This is a genomic window from Allobosea sp. CS1GBMeth4, from assembly GCF_900185715.1.
Taxonomy (GTDB): domain Bacteria; phylum Pseudomonadota; class Alphaproteobacteria; order Rhizobiales; family Beijerinckiaceae; genus Allobosea.
In genome coordinates, this window is record NZ_FYAS01000037.1 from 1 (window position 1) to 15,289 (window position 15,289).

At 69.3% G+C, this 15,289-nt stretch carries 12 protein-coding genes; 5 read left to right on the plus strand and 7 right to left on the minus strand.

Annotated elements, in window-relative coordinates:
* From CS1GBM4_RS20130 to CS1GBM4_RS20140, 3 genes are all read right to left on the minus strand, one after another.
* Positions 1–1,450, minus strand: a 1,450-nt coding sequence (locus CS1GBM4_RS20130; protein WP_186420540.1) for a 2Fe-2S iron-sulfur cluster-binding protein, incomplete at its 3' end; no start/stop codon positions are given.
* On the minus strand, positions 1,447–1,749 hold the full coding sequence (locus tag CS1GBM4_RS20135; protein ID WP_186420541.1) for a sarcosine oxidase subunit delta: 303 nt from the start codon (positions 1,747–1,749) through the stop codon (positions 1,447–1,449). The genes CS1GBM4_RS20130 and CS1GBM4_RS20135, both read right to left, overlap by 4 nt.
* A gap of 10 nt (positions 1,750–1,759) precedes the next feature.
* Positions 1,760–3,013 (minus strand): sarcosine oxidase subunit beta family protein, encoded by a 1,254-nt coding sequence (locus tag CS1GBM4_RS20140; RefSeq protein ID WP_186420542.1) that lies wholly within the window; start codon positions 3,011–3,013, stop codon positions 1,760–1,762.
* A gap of 101 nt (positions 3,014–3,114) precedes the next feature.
* Here CS1GBM4_RS20140 and CS1GBM4_RS20145 point away from each other — a divergent pair, with 101 nt between their 5' ends.
* The 4 genes from CS1GBM4_RS20145 to CS1GBM4_RS20160 all read left to right on the plus strand — a co-directional run bounded on the left by CS1GBM4_RS20145 (position 3,115) and on the right by CS1GBM4_RS20160 (position 9,366).
* Positions 3,115–4,149: a GlxA family transcriptional regulator gene (locus tag CS1GBM4_RS20145; protein WP_186420543.1), complete on the plus strand. Its 1,035-nt coding sequence runs from the start codon at positions 3,115–3,117 to the stop codon at positions 4,147–4,149.
* 151 nt (positions 4,150–4,300) lie between these two features.
* Positions 4,301–5,218, plus strand: coding sequence for a LysR family transcriptional regulator (locus CS1GBM4_RS20150; protein WP_186420544.1), 918 nt, complete (start codon positions 4,301–4,303; stop codon positions 5,216–5,218).
* Between the two features lie 90 nt (positions 5,219–5,308).
* Positions 5,309–7,360, plus strand: a complete 2,052-nt coding sequence (locus tag CS1GBM4_RS20155) for a hydantoinase/oxoprolinase family protein (RefSeq protein WP_186420545.1) — start codon at positions 5,309–5,311, stop codon at positions 7,358–7,360.
* 2 nt (positions 7,361–7,362) lie between these two features.
* Positions 7,363–9,366 (plus strand): hydantoinase B/oxoprolinase family protein, encoded by a 2,004-nt coding sequence (locus tag CS1GBM4_RS20160; RefSeq protein WP_186420546.1) that lies wholly within the window; start codon positions 7,363–7,365, stop codon positions 9,364–9,366.
* 7 nt (positions 9,367–9,373) lie between these two features.
* Here CS1GBM4_RS20160 and CS1GBM4_RS20165 read toward each other — a convergent pair whose 3' ends face one another.
* From CS1GBM4_RS20165 to CS1GBM4_RS20180, 4 genes are read right to left on the minus strand one after another with little or no spacing between them, the layout of a single operon-like run.
* Positions 9,374–10,087 (minus strand): MOSC domain-containing protein, encoded by a 714-nt coding sequence (locus CS1GBM4_RS20165; RefSeq protein WP_186420547.1) that lies wholly within the window; start codon positions 10,085–10,087, stop codon positions 9,374–9,376.
* The gene (locus CS1GBM4_RS20170) at positions 10,084–10,983 is read right to left on the minus strand and encodes an ABC transporter permease (RefSeq protein WP_244607322.1); all 900 of its coding nucleotides are present in this window, start codon (positions 10,981–10,983) and stop codon (positions 10,084–10,086) included. The genes CS1GBM4_RS20165 and CS1GBM4_RS20170 overlap by 4 nt, the downstream gene beginning before the upstream one ends.
* A complete protein-coding gene (locus CS1GBM4_RS20175) occupies positions 10,980–11,936 on the minus strand; it encodes an ABC transporter permease (protein ID WP_186420548.1) in 957 nt (318 codons plus the stop codon). Before CS1GBM4_RS20175 ends, CS1GBM4_RS20170 begins: the two co-directional genes overlap by 4 nt.
* Positions 11,937–11,996: 60 nt before the next feature.
* Positions 11,997–13,679 carry a peptide ABC transporter substrate-binding protein gene (locus tag CS1GBM4_RS20180; RefSeq protein WP_186420549.1) on the minus strand — a complete coding sequence of 561 codons (1,683 nt, stop codon included), beginning with the start codon at positions 13,677–13,679 and terminating at the stop codon, positions 11,997–11,999.
* A gap of 276 nt (positions 13,680–13,955) precedes the next feature.
* Between CS1GBM4_RS20180 and CS1GBM4_RS20185 the strand changes: the two genes are divergently transcribed.
* Positions 13,956–15,284, plus strand: coding sequence for an FAD-binding oxidoreductase (locus CS1GBM4_RS20185; RefSeq protein ID WP_186420550.1), 1,329 nt, complete (start codon positions 13,956–13,958; stop codon positions 15,282–15,284).
* The last annotated feature ends 5 nt before the right edge of the window (positions 15,285–15,289 follow it).

Genomic DNA, 15,289 nt, shown 5'->3' on the forward strand with positions numbered 1-15,289 from the left:
CCGGCGCGCCGCGAGCGGCCGCGGCGCCCGCGGCGGCGCCGTCGTCGAGCGCGGCGGCGATGCCCCAGAGGCCGCGCCCGGCACCGGCGACATGGACCGCCTCGCTCGCCTCGCCCGGCAGGAAGGCGTGGAGCGTCTCATCCCAGGCCAGGCCGCCCCTGGTATGGCTGAAGAGGTGGAGGCAAGGGGTCCAGCCGCCGCACATCAGCACGGCGTCGCAAGCGATGCCGCGGGCGGCGCCGACCGTGCCGTTCCGGACCGGGTTGACGCGCAGCGACCTAACCCGCAGCCGGCCGGAGGTGCCCGTGACGGTGTGGCCGAGCAGGCATTCGATGCCCAGCCCACGGGCCCGCTCGGCGAGGGCGGGCTCGACGCTGGCGCGGATGTCGACGATGACCGCGGGCCTGATGCCCGCCTCCGCGAGATCGAAGGCGGCGAACCAGGCCGAGTCGTGGGCGGTGACGATGGCCGGGCGATCGCCGATCTTGACGCCGTAGCGGTGAAGATAGCTCTGGGCGGCGCCGGCCAGCATCACGCCGGGCCGGTCGTTGCCGTCGAAGACGAGGGGCTTCTCGAGGGCGCCCTGGGCGAGCACGACCTCGCCGGCGCGGACCTTCCACATCCGCTCGCGCGGCGCGTCCTCTGGCGGACTGGCGAGGTGATCGGTGAGGCGCTGCGCCAGACCGATCAGGTTCTGATGGTAATAGCCGATCGCCGTCGTCCGGGTCATGACGGTGACGTTCGGAAGCGCGTCCAGCTCGGCGAGGGCGGCGGCGAGCCAATCCCAGGCCGGCTTGCCGTCGATCGACACCGAAGGCTCAGAGAGAAGGCTGCCGCCGGCTTCCGCACTCTCGTCGACCAGCATGACGGAGGCGCCGGCGCGGCCGGCGGAGAGCGCCGCGGCGAGGCCGGCGGGACCGGCGCCGATCACCAGCACGTCGGTATGGGCGAAGCGGGCGGCATAGCGGTCGGGGTCGGGCGCCGTGGGCGAGACGCCGAGGCCGGCGGCGCCGCGGATGACCGGCTCGTAGACGCGGTCCCAGAAGGCGCGCGGCCACATGAAGGTCTTGTAGTAGAAGCCGGCGGAGAAGAGCGAGCCGAGGCGGTCGCTCACCGCTCCGAGGTCGAAGGCGAGGCTCGGCCAGCGGTTCTGGCTGGTCGCCATCAGGCCGTCGCGGAGCTCCTGCATGGTCGCGCGCGTGTTCGGCTCGGAGCGGCCGGGGCCCCGGCTCGTGCCCATCAGCGCGTTCGGCTCGTCGGAGCCGGCGGAGACGACGCCGCGCGGCCGGTGGTACTTGAAGGAGCGGCCCAGCAGACGGACGCCGTTGGCGAGCAGGGCCGAGGCGAGGGTGTCGCCGGCGAGTCCCTGATAGCTCTTGCCGTCGAAGGTGAAGCGGAGAGGCTTGCCGCGGTCGACGCGGCCGCGGTTCGGGAGGCGGCAGCTGGTCATTCGGCGTCTCCCGTCAAGGCGGAGATGTCGGGACGCGGCTCGCCCGCCCTGTAGGTCGTGAGGAAACGGTCGGAGACGGTGTCGCGCGCCGCGTTGAAGAAGCGGGCGCAGCCATGGACGTGGCGCCAGCGCTCGAAATGGACGCCGCGCGGGTTCGTGCGGATGAAGAGGACGTCGCGCCATTCCTCGTCGCTGAGCGTCGACGGGTCCTGCGGCCGGGCGATATGGGCCTCGCCGGCATAGGCGAATTCGAGCTCGGGCAGGTCCTGCTCGCAATAGGGACAGCGGATCAACAGCATGGCGGGGGCCTCAATGCGCGACGGCGGCCGCGGCCGCCTCGTCGATCAGCCGGCCGCTGGTGAAGCGTTCGAGCGTGAACGGGGCGTTGATCGGGTGCGGCTGGTCGCGAGCGATGCTGTGGGCGAGGACATGGGCCGAACCCGGCGTCGCCTTGAAGCCGCCGGTGCCCCAGCCGCAATTGACATAGAGGCCGGGGACCGGCGTCAGCCCGATGATCGGCGAGCGGTCGGGCGTCACGTCGACGATGCCGCCCCATTTCCGCAGCATGCGCATGCGGCGGAAGATCGGGAAGATCTCGCAGATCGCCGCCAGCGTGTGCTCGATCAGCGGCAGGCCGCCACGCTGCGAATAGCTGACATACTGGTCGGTGCCGGAGCCGATGACGAGCTCGCCCTTGTCGGACTGGCTGATGTAGGCGTGCACCGAGTTCGACATGACGACGCAAGGCAGGACCGGCTTCACCGGCTCGGAGACGAGCGCCTGCAGCGGGTAGGATTCGAGCGGCAGGCGCACGCCGGCGCTCGCCATCACGACCGAGGTGTGGCCGGCGGCGGAGACCGCGACCTTCTTCGCGGCGATGAAGCCCTTCGCCGTCTCGACCCCGGTCACGCGCCCGTCCGCGCCGCGGCGGATCGCCGTGACCGGACAGTTCTGGACGATGTCGACTCCGCGCGCCGCGGCGGCGCGGGCATAGCCCCAGGCCACAGCGTCGTGCCGGGCCGTGCCGGCGCGGCGCTGCAGGGTCGCGCCGACGACCGGGTAGCGCGCCGAGGCCGAGATATCGAGCGGCGGACAGAAGCGCTTCGCCTCCTGCGCCGTCAGCCATTCGTTGCCGACGCCGTTCAGGCGGTTCGCGTGGACGTGGCGCCGGAAGGACTGAACATCGTGGGCATTGTGCGCGAGCATCATCACGCCGCGCCGGGAGTACATGACGTTGTAGTTCAGCTCGCGGGAGAGCGTATCCCAGAGATCGAGCGCGTGGTCGTAGAGGCGCACGCTCTCGTCATAGAGATAGTTCGAGCGGATGATCGTGGTGTTGCGGCCGGTATTGCCGCCGCCGAGCCAGCCCTTGTCGATCACCGCGACATTGGTGATGCCGTGCTCCTTCGCGAGGTAGTAGGCCGCGCCGAGGCCATGCCCGCCAGCGCCGACGATCACCACGTCGTAGGCGGCCCTGGGCTGCGCGTCCGGCCATTGCGGCGTCCAGTTGGCCTGGCCGGTCAGCGCGCCCCTGACGAGCTGGGCGAGAGAGAAATGCGTCATCCACGCCTCCCGGATCCTTCATCCGATGCATGCCGCAACGGCGCAGCTTCCGGCTGTATGAATCCGTCATTAATCCTGTACGCTGGCGACAAGGAGGACAGATGGCGACACTGAAGGTCGGATTCATCCTGGCCCGGCGGTTCACGCTCTGCGCCTTCGCGAACTTCGTCGACGTGCTGCGCCTGTCGGCGGACGAGGGCGACCGGTCGCGGCCGATCCATTGTTCCTGGCGCGTCCTGTCGCCGACGATGGAGCCGATCGCCTCGAGCTGCGGCGTCGTCGTCCAGCCGGAGGAACGCCTCGGCGAGCCCGCGCGGTTCGACTATCTCGTGGTCGTCGGCGGGCTCGTCGACGAGATCGAGAACCTGCACCCCGACACGGTCGGCTTCCTGAAGCGCGCGGCCGCGGCCGGAGTGCCGCTGGTCGGGGTCTGCACCGGGACCTTCATCCTGCACCGGGCAGGCTTGATGCAGGGCTATCGCGCCTGCGTCAGCTGGTTCCACCATGCCGATTTCCTCGAGCGGTTCGACGGGCTGAAGCCGGTCTCGGACCAGATCTTCGTCGTCGACCGCGACCGGCTGACCTGCTCGGGCGGCGTCTCCTCGGCTCATCTCGCCGCCTTCGTCGTCGAACGCCATCTCGGGCGCGCCATGGCCGCCAAGAGCCTGCGCATCATGATCATCGACGAGGCGATGGCCGCGGAAGAGCCGCAGCCGGGCATGCCGCTCGCCCTCGTCGCCAACGACGCCCTGGTGCGCAAGGCGCTGCTGCTGATGCAGCAATCGATCGCGGCGCCGCTGGCGATCGGGCGCGTCGCGGCGCTGCTCGGCGTGAGCCGGCGCAAGCTCGAACGGCATTTCCGCGAGGCTTTGGCCTTGACGCCGCTGGCAGCGGACCGGCTGATCCGGGTCGAGCAGGCGAAGCACCTGCTGCAGACGACGGGCCGATCGGCGACACAGGTCGCGGCCGATACCGGCTTCTGCGACCTGCCGCATCTCATCCGCGCATTCCGGGCGGCGGAAGGAACCACCCCGGACGCTTTCCGGAAACGGTCGGCGTCCCCGCTCCCGCCCGCGCAGGCTCGCGAGCGTCGGACCGGGACACCCGGACGGCGACATGAGCCGCTCCTGCGATGACGCGACGAAATCGTCCTATCTCCGGCTTCGCATGACACGGATGCTCGATCGCGGTGTCCGACAGGCGCCGCGGCATCTCGGCTTCCGGTACGTGCCACTTCATGTCCATCAGCCGATTCCGGCCGAACGGAAAGCGCGCTAGGATCAAGCGATGCGTGCCCGCCAGATCGAAGTCTTCCGTATGGTCATGCGCTGCGGCACGCTGACCGGGGCGGCCGAGGCGCTCAACGTCTCGCAGCCGGCGCTGAGCCAAATCCTGCTGCACACCGAGGACGAGCTCGGCTTCAAGCTGTTCCTGCGCGTCAAGGGCAGGCTGATACCGACTCCGGAGGCGGAGGAGATCTATCCTGAGGTCGAGCGCCTGTTCGGCGACCTCGAAATGCTGCGCCGGCGCACGCGCGACCTGCGCCACGGCAAGGCCGGGCTCGTGCGCCTCGCCGCCTCGGCGCCGCCCTCACTCTCGGTCGTGCCGGAGGCGCTGCGCCATTTCCGCGCCGCGCATCCCAACACGCGGGTCCTGTCCTATGTCGTCCCGGCCGAGGTGATCATCACCATGCTCGACCGCGACCAGGCCGGGCTCGGCATCGCCATGATGGACCAGCCGACGCCCTTCATCGAGACGGAGGTGGTCGGCTACACCCGGGTGGTCTGTGTCCTGCCGGCCGGCCATGCGCTCGCCGAGCGCGAGGCCATCGGCGCCGAGGACCTCGATGGCGAGACGCTGATCTCCTACCGCGCCGAATCCCTGCCCGGGCAGTTGCTGCGCGAGGCGCTGGCCCGCGAGGGCCTGCCCTTCCGCCCGGAGATGGAGATCGACGTCTCCATCATCGCGCTCGCCTTCGTGCAGCAGGGGCTCGGCGTCGCCATCGTCGACGGGCTGCTGCCCTGGCACGATTTCCCCGGCCTGGTGACGCGCCCGTTCCGGCCGCATGTCGCCTTGCCGCTCTGCCTGCTGACCAGCACGCGCCGGCCGCTCTCGCGCAGCCATGAACTGTTGCGCGCCCACATCCGGACGGCCTGCCGGCGGCTCGATCTCGACCGGCCCGCCGCCGAAACGCCCGAGCCATAAGGCCGGCTTATCCGGCATCGCGGTTTTGGTGTTGGACCCTCGCGGGCGCCCTCTCCAAGACTGGCCCGTCCTCTCGCGAACGAGCCCATCATGAGCTGGCGTATCGGCGTCGACATCGGCGGCACCTTCATCGACTTCTGCGCATTGGAGACCGGCAGCGGCCGCGTCGAGACGATCAAGGTGCTGACGACGCCCGACGCGCCGGGCCGCGAGCTCCTCGCCGGACTCGACCTCTTGAACGAGCGCCATGCCGTGCCGGCGCAGGAGATCGTCTCCTTCGTCCACGGCACCACGGTCGGCATCAACACCATCATCCAGCGCAAGGGCAGCCGGCTCGGATTGATCACCACCGCCGGCTTCGAGGACGTGATCGAGCTGGCGCGCCTGCGCATGCCGGACATGTATTCGCTGTTCTGCGCCCGCCCCGAGCAGCTCGTCCCGCGCGACCGCGTCTTCGGCGTCGGCGGCCGCATCCTCTCCGACGGCGGCATCGCCGAACCGCTCGACCGCGAGGCGCTCGCCGATGCGGTGGCTAAGCTCAAGGCGCGCGGCGTCGACGGCGTGATCGTCTCCTTCCTGCACGCCTATCGCAATCCCGCCCATGAGGCGGAAGCGCGGGCGCTGATCGCCGAACTGGCGCCGGAGCTGTTCGTCTTCACCACCAGCGAGGTCTGGCCGGTGATCCGCGAGTACGAACGCACCACGACGGCGATCCTGAACGGCTATGTCCATCCGCGCGTCTCAGGCTACCTCGATGCCCTCGAAGAGGCGCTCGCCTCGCGCGGCGTGCCTGCCGGCCCGATGCTGACCAAGTCGAATGGCGGGGTGATGAACGCCGCGACCGGCAAGCGCGCCTGCGTCAACATGCTGCTCTCGGGCACGGCCTCCGGCGTGATCGGCGCGGCCTATCTCGCCGAGCAGGCCGGGGCGAAGAACATCCTCACCCTCGACATCGGCGGCACCAGCGCCGACCTCGCCCTGATCATCGAGGGCCGGCCGCAATTCGGCACCGGCGAGGTGGTCGGCGACTTCCCGCTCTATGTGCCGAGCGTCTCGGTCACCTCGATCGGCGCCGGCGGCGGTTCGATCGCCTGGGCCGATGCCTTCGGCGTGCTCAAGGTCGGCCCCGAAAGCGCCGGCTCGACGCCCGGCCCGGCCTGCTATGGCCGCGGCGGTGCCCGCGCCACCGTCACCGACGCGATGGCGACCTGCGGCTTCCTCGGTCACACCGCCCTCGCCTACGACCAGATCGGCATGCGCCGGGACCTGGCGCAGAAGGTCGTCGGCGAGATCGCGGCAATGCTCGGCCGCAGCGCGCAGGCGACGGCCGAAGCGATCATCGCCATCGCCGTCTCGGAGATGTTCGTCGAGGTCAACAAGCTCGTCGCCCGCTACGGTGTCGACCTGCGCGACTTCGCGCTGATGCCCTTCGGCGGGGCCGGGCCGATGCTCGGCTGCTTCCTGGCGCGCGAGCTCGGCATCCCGCATGTGCTGGTGCCGCGCCGCCCCGGCGTCGTCAGTGCGCTGGGCGGGCTGATCGCCGATCTGAAGGGCGATTTCATCCAGAGCGTCTTCGCCGCGGCCGAGCCCGCCTCGCTGCCGCAGCTGCGCGAAGCGCTGGCGCGCCTGAAGCGCGCAGGGCTCGCCTGGATCCGCGACGACCAGCGCTTCACCGGGCCGGTCGTCGAGACCCTGAGCGCCGACATGCGCTATCACGGCCAGTCCTTCGAGATCGAGGTGCCGCTCCTGGAGAGCTGGCTCGTCGACGGCGACCTCGCCGCGATCCGCGTGGCCTTCCACCGACAGCATCTTTCCATCTACGACTTCAACGACGAGGCGGGCGAGGTCCAGATCGTCAATCTGCGCCTCGTCGTCACCGGCGCGACGCCACGCCCCCAACTCGCCCCGGCGGCCGAAGCGGTCGACGAAGCGGCCATGCCGGCGCGCTCCATCACGGTCTGGCTCGACGGCGCCGAGCGCGAGGTCGCGCTGTTCCAGCGCGAGGGGCTGCGCTGCGGCCACTATTTCTCCGGCCCGGCCGTGGTCGCGCAGGAGGACACCACGATCTGCATCCCGGCCCGCTTCGAAGCGCGGGTCGACGCCTTCCTCAGTCTCCATCTCATGCTGCGCGAAGGGGCCTGACCATGGTCGACAAGGTGACCCTGCAGGTCCTGGCCAATCACTGCCGGGCCGCGGCCGAGAACATGGCCTACACGCTCTACCGCACGGCGCATTCCACCTTCGTCAAGGAGACGGAAGACTTCACCGTGATGGTGATGGACCGCACCGGGCGCGTCGTCGCCGTGCCGATGGACCTCGGCGCGACCTGGTATCCGGGCATGAACTACAACCGCGCCATCGAGATGGTGCCGGACTACCGGCCGGGCGACATCGCCTTCACCAACGATCCCTATAGCGGCTACCTCGCCACTCACGCCCCCGACACGCATCTGTGGAAGCCGATCTTCCACGAGGGCGAGATCGTCTGCTTCGTCGGCGGCCATGTCCACAACACCGACATGGGCGGGGCGGTGCCGGCGAGCCTGTCGCGCTCGCTCACCGAGATCCATCAGGAGGGCATCCGCTTCCCGCCGATGACGCTGATGCGCGACGGCGCCTTCGACGAGACCGTGCTGCGCATCATGATGATGAACGTGCGCAAGCCCGCGCTCAACATGGGCGACCTCAAGGCTCTGGCGGGGGCGCTCAACACGGGCGAGCGCAAGATCCAGGCAATGGTCGCCAAGTTCGGCGCCGAGGGCTTCATGGACGGGCTCGGCGGGCTGATGGACTATGCCGAGCATCAGGCCCGCGAGATCCTGCGCTCGATCCCCGACGGCGAATATGTCTTCTCCGACTATGCCGACGAGGACGGCGTCGACGGCAACCCGTGCCGGCTGGCGCTGACCCTGACCATCAGGGGCGACGAGGCGGTCCTCGACTTCACAGGGTCGGACCCGCAGCTCGGCTCCTCGCTGAACGTGCCGACCGGTTCCGACCCGCGCCACACCCTGCTGCTCGTCGGCGTCTACTACGTGCTCTACACGCTGAACCCGCAGCTTCTGCTCAATTCCGGCCTGACCCGGCCCTTCACCTGCATCGCGCCGGAAGGGACGGTGCTGAACCCGTCCTTCCCGGCGGCGGTCGGCATGCGCAGCCTGACCTGCGCGCGGCTGCGCAGCCTGATCTTCGGCGCTTTCAGCCTCGCCGCGCCGGAGCGCCTGCCGGCGGCGCCGGCCGGCTCGAGCTCGATCGTCAACGTGATGACGACCGACGAGAAGACGCATCGCAGCGTCATCGCGGCGATCAATCCGGTGGTCGGCGGCGGCGGCGGCATGCCGCATCGCGACGGGCCGAACGGCTCGGGCGCCGACGCTGCCTATCTCAAGAACACGCCGATCGAGATCACCGAGACCGAGGTGCCGATCCGCTTCATGCGCTACGGGCTGCTGCCGGATTCAGGCGGGGCCGGGCGCTGGCGCGGCGGTCTCGCGACCGTGATGGAGTTCAAGGTGTTCTCGCCGAATTCGCGCATCACCGTGCGCAACCGAGACCGGTCGCATTTCCGGCCCTGGGGCACGCTCGGCGGGCTTTCCGCCGAGACCTCGAACTTCATCATCAACCCAGGCCGGCCGAACGAGCGCGTGCTCGGCAACACCGACATCGCCGTCGCCGAGCCCGGCGACGTGATCCATATCCATTCGCCCGGCGGCGGCGGCCGCGGCTCGCCGCTCGAACGCGAGCCGGAGCGGGTGCTGCTCGACGTCGAGCGCGGCTATGTCAGCCCCGGCGCGGCAGGAGCGCTCTACGGCGTGGTGATCCAGGCAGGCGCCGTCGATCGCGATGCCACGGCAGTGCTGCGGGCGGAGCTGAAGACGCGCGCCCACAGCACGCATTTCCATTTCGGCCCGGAGCGGGACGCCTTCGAGCGGGTCTGGACGGCTGAGAACTATGCGGCGCTGACGCAGTTGCTCGCTGCCCTGCCGGTGCATTGGCGCTTCTTCACCAAGACCAAGCTGTTCGCTGCGATGCGGAACGCTTCCGGCAAACTCGACCTAGCCACAGCCTTCGCCGCGATACGGCGGGACTATCCGCAGATTCCGGAGGTCGGTCAGGGCAGCCCCGGGATCGCCCAGGCGGCCGAATAGCCGCGGCTCAGCCGACGGTGACGGTCGCGCCCGCAGCGATCTCGCCGGGCTTCACCACGTCGCAATAGATCCCGAAATTGCGCTCGTGACGCTTGACCACGGCCCGCAGGATCTCGACATCCTGCGGCAGGCCCTCCTGCGCGATGGTGATGAAGCCGCAGCGCCCGCACGGCTCGCGTCCCTTCAGCACGACGTCCCCGATCCTGATCTCGCGACCGATCCAGCCGTGCTCCGGTATGGCGTCAATGCCGTCAGGCCAGTCGATCAGGAGGTTCGGCCGGAAGCGGCGGGCATCGATGAGGCTGCCTGGCAGCTCCCGCTCGAGGCTACGGATCGCCGCGCTGGTGACGAGATGAATCGGCGCATGCTCGTAGCGCGGCCTGAATCCACCCGAAGCGACGGCATCGAACGGCTTCAGCACCGGCGCGAAGCCGAAAGCCCGCGACAGGCCCTCCAGCAGCGCCGCATCCTCCGGCCCCGCCCAGCGCTCGCCGTCGAGCGAAAGGGCGACGCCATCGCCCGTAACCCTGGCATAGGCGCGCGGTACGCCGAGGAAATGCTTCTCCCGGCCGGGCGAGGCGATGCGGCCCGTGGCAGCATCGAGCAGTCCCCAGATCCGGTCGCCGGCGACGCCGCCAGCCTCGACCTGGGCCAGGGCCAGCCGCTCGCCGGCCATGGAGCTGACCGGATAGCGCCAGAGCTCGGCGACAGCTCCGGTCACTGGCCTTCCATCCGCGGGTCCAGCGCGTCGCGGAGCCCGTCGCCGACGAAGTTGAAGCTGGTGACCGCGAGCGTGATGGCGGCGCCGGGAACGATGGCGAGCCAGGGCGCGCTGGTGAGATAGCTCTGGGCGCTTTCCAGCATGTTGCCCCAGCTCGGCGTCGGCGGCTGGATACCGAAGCCGAGGAAGGAGATGTAGCTCTCCGCCAGGATGGCATGGGCGACGTTGAGCGTGGCCGCGACGACGATCGGGGCGATGGCGTTCGGCAGCAGCTCGCGGAACATGATGCGCCGGTTGCTCGAGCCGAAGGAGAGCGCCGCCTGCGCGAACTCGCGCGTCTTCAGCGAGCGGATCTGCGCCTCGACCACGCGGGCGACCTCCATCCAGGAGGTCATCGCGATCAAGAGGATGATCGACGGCACGGAGGGCGAGATCAGCGCCGAGATCGCCAGCAGCAGGAAGATCGACGGGAAGCACAGCATGGCGTCGACGAAGCGCATCAGCGCCGCGCCGAGCGCGCCTTCGTAGAAGCCGGCGACCATGCCGACCACGATGCCGATGGCCATCGCGATCGCCATGGCCGAGAAGCCGACCGCGAGCGAGATCCGCCCCGCCATCAGGAGACGGGCCAGGATATCGCGCCCGAGCGGGTCGGTGCCGAGCACATGCGGCCCGGAGAAGGGCGGCGCGAAGCGGTTGCGGATGTCGATGAAGGTGTCGGTGTAGGGCAACAGGAGCGGGCCGACGATGCAGGCGAGCGTCAGCAGGACGATCGTCGCCGCGCCGAAGACGGCGAGCCGGTGCCGGCGGAAGCGGCGCAGGCCCGGGCTGTTCCAGAAGCCGGGGGCCGGGGGCAGCGCGGGCTCGGCCGTGCCGGTGAAGGGCATGTCGCTCATCGCCCGCTCCTCGAGATGCGCGGGTCGGCGACGCCGTAGAGCAGGTCGGCGAGCAGGGATCCCAGCAGGACGAGCACGGCGGTGAACATCAGGATGCCCATGACGACGGGATAGTCGCGGTAGCCGATCGAATCGAGGAAGAGCCGGCCCATGCCCGGCCAGGTGAAGACCGTCTCGGTCACCAGCGCGCCCGAGAGCAGGGTCGGGACGTGCAGGCCGGTGATGGTGATCATCGGCAGCAGCGCGTTGCGCAGGGCATGGCGCAGCAGGATTTGGCGCTCCGGCACGCCCTTGGCGCGGGCAGTGCGGATGTAGTCCTGGTTCACCACTTCGAGCATGGAGGAGCGCATGTAGCGGCTCCACACCGCGGTCGAGACCAGCGCCAGCACGATGCAGGGTCCGATCAGGTGGTGCACCTGGTTGAGGAACGAGCCGTCGCCCATCGTGTAGCGGTTGCCCGAGGGCAGCCAGCCGAGCCCGACCGAGAAGACGTAGATCACCACGAGGCCGAACCAGAAGGTCGGGATCGAGAGCGCGATCATGGCGCCGACGGTGGCGAGCGTGTCGAACAGCGAATAACGCCGGATCGCGCCGAGGATGCCGACCCAGGCGCCGATCATCATGGCGAGCAGCGTCGAGGTCAGCATCAGCTCCAGCGTCGCCCCGAGATGCGAGGCGATGATGTGCAGGACCGGCTGCTGGTCGCGATAGGACACGCCCCAGTCGCCGGAGAGCATGCGCCAGAGCCATTCGAGATATTGCACCGGCAGCGGACGGTTGAGGCCGAGCTGTTCGGCGATGTGGTCGAGATCGGCCTGGCTCATGTCGCCGCCGGCGGCGAATTGCGACATCGGCCCCCCGGGAGCGAGATGCAGAATGGCGAAGCCGATCATCGAGACGATCAGCAGCAGCAGCAGCGACTGCCCGAGCCGGCGCAGCAGGAAAGCGATCATGACGTCGCACCTCCGGCAGGCGCCGGCTTCAGGCCGGCGCCGTCAAGGTCGATCCTCACCTTACCTGGCCCAGTACCACTGGCCCATGTTCCAGGTGTTCTGCCGGGCGTTGATGTTGGGCTGATAGCCGATCAGCCCTTCCTTGTAGCCCTCGACCGGCGCGTACTGGTAGATTGGCAGGATCGGCAGCTCCTCGCGCACCAGCACCTGGAGCTTCTGGTAGATCGCCTTGCGCTTCGCCTGCTCGAAGGTCTCCTGGCCCTGCTTCATCAGCGCGTCGGCCTGCGCGTTCTGCCACTGCATCTGGTTGGCGCCGTTGCCGCTCTTGGCGGGGATCGCGTCCGAGCCGAAGCGATGCGCCGGATCGGGGTCGATCACCGTGCGGAAGGCTGTGCCGACCAGCACCGAGTTGAACTTGGAGCGGGTGTAGAACTCGCCCCAGAGCACCGCGGCGGGCATGTTGTTGATCGTCATCTTGACGCCGATCTGCTGCCAGTCCTGCTGCATCAGCTGCTGGCACTGTTCGCGCAGGGCCGCGCCCGTCGTGGTCGAGACGGCGAATTCGAGCGGCACGCCGTTCTTCATGCGCACGCCCGAGCCGGAGCGCTTCCAGCCGGCCTCGTCGAGGATCTTCCCGGCCAGCGCCGGATCGTAGACCTGCTTCGGCAGGCTCGGATCATAGGCCCAGGATTCCTGCGGCATGAAGGATTCCGTCGGGATGTGCAGCCCGTAGAAGACGATGTCGATGATCGCCTGCTTGTTGATCGAGGCGTAGAGCGCCTTGCGCACCGCCTTGTCTGACAGGGCCGGGTGCTCGAGATTGGGCATCAGCACCTCGAGCGAGGCGCTCGGGATCTTCACCACCTTGCGGCCGGGCAGCTTGACCGCCTCGGCATAGAAATTGGCCGGGATGCCGGTGCCGATGATCAGGTCGACCTGGCCGGTGCGGAACTGCGCGTAGAGCGCGGTCTGGTCGGGCACGTATTTCAGCACCGCCTTCTCCAGATACGGCCCCTTGCCGTGGTATTTCTCGTTGGCGACGAGCTGGATGTTGTCGCCCGGCGTGCGGGTGCCCCATCGGAACGGACCGGTGCCGACCGGCGCGCCGTTGAACGGCGCCGTGTTCGGGTCGGCCGCCTTCTCCAGGATGTGCTTGGGCACGATGAAGGTGTTGGAGAGCAGCGCGAGATAGGGCGCATAGGCCTTCTCCATGCGCCAGGAGATCTCCAGCGGGCCGGTGACCTTGATGTCCTTGACCAGAGCATGGCCGACGCGGGTGCGCGCCTTGAAGCCCGGGGCATTGATCAGCTCGAGCGTGTATTTGACGTCCTCGGCGGTGAACGGCGTCCCGTCATGCCAGGTGACGCCCTCGCGCAGCCTGACCTTCCAGGCGAGGCCGCCTTCCGAGATGCCGCCATTGGCCTCGCTCGGCACCTCGACGGCGAGATCGGGAACGAGCGAGCCGTCAGGCTGGGCCAGCCACATCGTGTTGAACACCTGCATCCAGACGGTCTCGTCGACCTCGATGCCCGGCATCAGCGGGTTGAAGGCCGTCGGCTCCTGCGACAGGCCGACCACGACCTGACCGGTCGGCTTGGCGGGCGGCGGCGGAGGCGCCTTGCCCTGGGCGCGGGCGCCGAGACCGGACGCGGCGAGGATGCCGCCGGCACCGAGCGCGAAGAGGTCGCGGCGATGGAGAGCGGGCAAAGCGAGGCCAGGCGCCTTCGTGGACGGCTTGTTCATCGTTGATCCCCTCGTTGTCGACGGCCCGGTAGGCCGCAGCGCGGTCGCCGCCTTTTGCCTGGCGGTTCGCCGCATGGCCGGCAAAGTGACGGCCTCCCCGATCATAGGCAGGCCCCGACCGGCGATGGTCCCCGTCCTTTGCCGGGACAACCAAAACAATCTGCCGAATCCAGCCTCTCCTTTGGCATAGGGTTCCAAGCGGGTCGGGCTTGAATATCCGCCTCCCGCCACGGTCCGCGCCGCCCGCGCGACCTCCCCGCCAAGGACCACGCCGTCATGTCGCCACCGGTCAACCGCGTCCACAGCGACGAAGCTCTCCCTGCCGCGGCCGACGTCGTGGTCATCGGCGGTGGCATCGCGGGCGTCACCGCCGCCTACCACCTGGCGAAGAAGGGCCATTCGGTCGCGCTGGTCGAAAAGGGCTATCTCGCCGGCGAACAGTCGAGCCGGAACTGGGGGTGGTGCCGCCAGCAGAATCGCGACCTGCGCGAGCTGCCGCTGGCGATGCGGGCGGTCGAGATGTGGAACGGATTGTCCGAGGAGGTCGGGGCCGATGTCGGCTTCCGCCGGACCGGCCTGATCTATCTGACGACCAATCGCTCGGACATGGACCTCTGGGAACGCTGGGGCGACGACGCCCGCCAGTACCAGATGCAGACGCGCATGCTGAGCGCCGAGGAGGCCCGCGCGCTGGCGCCGCATGCCAAGGGCGCCTGGATCGGCGGCGTGCATTCGCCGACTGACGGTCGCGCCGAGCCCGCCATGGCCGTGCCCGCCATCGCCGAGGCGGCACGCCGGCTCGGCGTCACCATTCATCAGGATTGCGCGGCACGCGGGCTCGAGACCGCGGCCGGGCGCGTCTCCGGCGTCGTCACGGAGAAAGGCACGATCCGCACCAGTGCGGTCCTGCTCTCCGGCGGCGTCTGGACGGCGATGTTCGCCCGCCATCACGGCATCCGCATGCCGCTCGCCGGGATCAAGTCGACCTCGTTCTTCACCGGGCCTGCGCCGGAGATCACGGCGGGCGGCATCTCAACGCCCGATCTCACCATTCGCCGCAGGGTCGACGGCGGCTTCACCGTCGGCATCAGCGGGCGCGGCCTGCTCGAGCTCTCGCCGCACGGCATGCTCAACGCCAGGCCGTTCTGGCGCACCTTCAAGAAGCGCCACAAGCTGCTGACGATCCGCGCCGGCAAATCCTTCTTCTACGGGCCGGAGGCGCTGATGCGCTGGAGCAACGATTCGATCTCGCCCTTCGAGCGGATGCGGACCTATGATCCGCCGGCGCAGGAGGAGCTGATCACCTTCGCCAAGAAGCGGCTTGCCGAGATCTTTCCGCAGCTCGCCAATGTCGAGATCAAGCACAAATATGGCGGGCTGATCGACTTCACGCCCGATTGGGTGCCCGTCATCTCGGCGATCGAGGCGCTGCCGGGCCTGCACGTCTCCGCCGGCTTCAGCGGTCACGGCTTCGGGATCGGGCCGGCGGCCGGGCGGCTCGCGGCCGACATCGTCGCCGGCGACAGCCCGATCGTCGACCCTCACCCCTACCGCTACAGCCGCCTCGTCGACGGGACCGACCTCGGCGAGCCCGGGCTGATGTGACCCTC